General features: G+C 53.8%; 1 tRNA gene and 1 rRNA gene. Both read right to left on the reverse strand.

Features of this window, described 5'->3' with window-relative positions:
* Positions 1 to 115: 115 nt before the first annotated feature.
* Positions 116 to 192, reverse strand: a tRNA-Ile gene (locus K7H09_RS23980).
* Positions 193 to 572: 380 nt separating this feature from the next.
* Positions 573 to 1,748, reverse strand: a 16S ribosomal RNA gene (locus K7H09_RS23985); the annotation flags it as partial.

The raw sequence follows: 1,748 nt of genomic DNA on the forward strand, positions 1-1,748 counted from the left end.
TCTAGTCACTCTTAGTCACACTCACCTCTGGCCAATTTTATTTAGCGCAAGGCATTTTATGACGACGCATAGCCTGCTATGCGAGTTATAAAATAACGCAGCGATAGATAAAATTTGGTGGGTCTGGGCAGACTTGAACTGCCGACCTCACCCTTATCAGGGGTGCGCTCTAACCAACTGAGCTACAGACCCATTTACTTACTACTCTTACGACCGCGTCGGCTGGCCGACCTCACCCTGCTTTCCATTTAAGGTCAGGGGGTGCGCTCTAACCAACTGAGCTACAGACCCATTTACTTACTACTCTTACGACCGCGTCGGCTGGCCGACCTCACCCTGCTTTCCATTTAAGGTCAGGGGGTGCGCTCTAACCAACTGAGCTACAGACCCATTTACTTACTACTCTTACGACCGCGTCGGCTGGCCGACCTCACCCTGCTTTCCATTTAAGGTCAGGGGGTGCGCTCTAACCAACTGAGCTACAGACCCAAGAGGGGATCGTGCTTTTACCGTTTGCTCTATATCTGATCAGGTAATTCATTGTGGACGCTTACCGACTGTGACGCATCGTTTAAGGAGGTGATCCAGCCGCAGGTTCCCCTACGGCTACCTTGTTACGACTTCACCCCAGTCATGAACCACACCGTGGTGATCGCCCTCTTGCGTTAGGCTAACCACTTCTGGTGCAGTCCACTCCCATGGTGTGACGGGCGGTGTGTACAAGGCCCGGGAACGTATTCACCGTGACATTCTGATTCACGATTACTAGCGATTCCGACTTCACGGAGTCGAGTTGCAGACTCCGATCCGGACTGAGACCGGCTTTAAGGGATTCGCTGACTCTCGCGAGCTCGCAGCCCTTTGTACCGGCCATTGTAGCACGTGTGTAGCCCTACCCGTAAGGGCCATGATGACTTGACGTCGTCCCCACCTTCCTCCGGTTTGTCACCGGCAGTCTCCTTAGAGTTCCCGACATTACTCGCTGGCAAATAAGGACAAGGGTTGCGCTCGTTACGGGACTTAACCCAACATTTCACAACACGAGCTGACGACAGCCATGCAGCACCTGTCTTACAGTTCCCGAAGGCACACCAGAATCTCTTCCGGCTTCTGTAGATGTCAAGGGTAGGTAAGGTTCTTCGCGTTGCATCGAATTAAACCACATGCTCCACCGCTTGTGCGGGCCCCCGTCAATTCATTTGAGTTTTAACCTTGCGGCCGTACTCCCCAGGCGGTCGACTTATCGCGTTAACTTCGCCACAAAGTGCTCTAGGCACCCAACGGCTGGTCGACATCGTTTACGGCGTGGACTACCAGGGTATCTAATCCTGTTTGCTACCCACGCTTTCGCACCTCAGTGTCAGTGTCAGTCCAGAAGGCCGCCTTCGCCACTGGTATTCCTCCCGATCTCTACGCATTTCACCGCTACACCGGGAATTCTACCTTCCTCTCCTGCACTCTAGCCTGACAGTTCCGGATGCCGTTCCCAGGTTGAGCCCGGGGCTTTCACAACCGGCTTATCAAGCCACCTACGCGCGCTTTACGCCCAGTAATTCCGATTAACGCTTGCACCCTCCGTATTACCGCGGCTGCTGGCACGGAGTTAGCCGGTGCTTCTTCTGCGAGTGATGTCTTTCCTAATGGGTATTAACCACTAGGCGTTCTTCCTCGCTGAAAGTGCTTTACAACCCGAGGGCCTTCTTCACACACGCGGCATGGCTGGATCAGGGTTGCCCCCATTGTCCAAT

This window comes from Halomonas sp. IOP_14 (assembly GCF_021021315.1).
Taxonomy (GTDB): Bacteria; Pseudomonadota; Gammaproteobacteria; order Pseudomonadales; family Halomonadaceae; genus Vreelandella; species Vreelandella titanicae.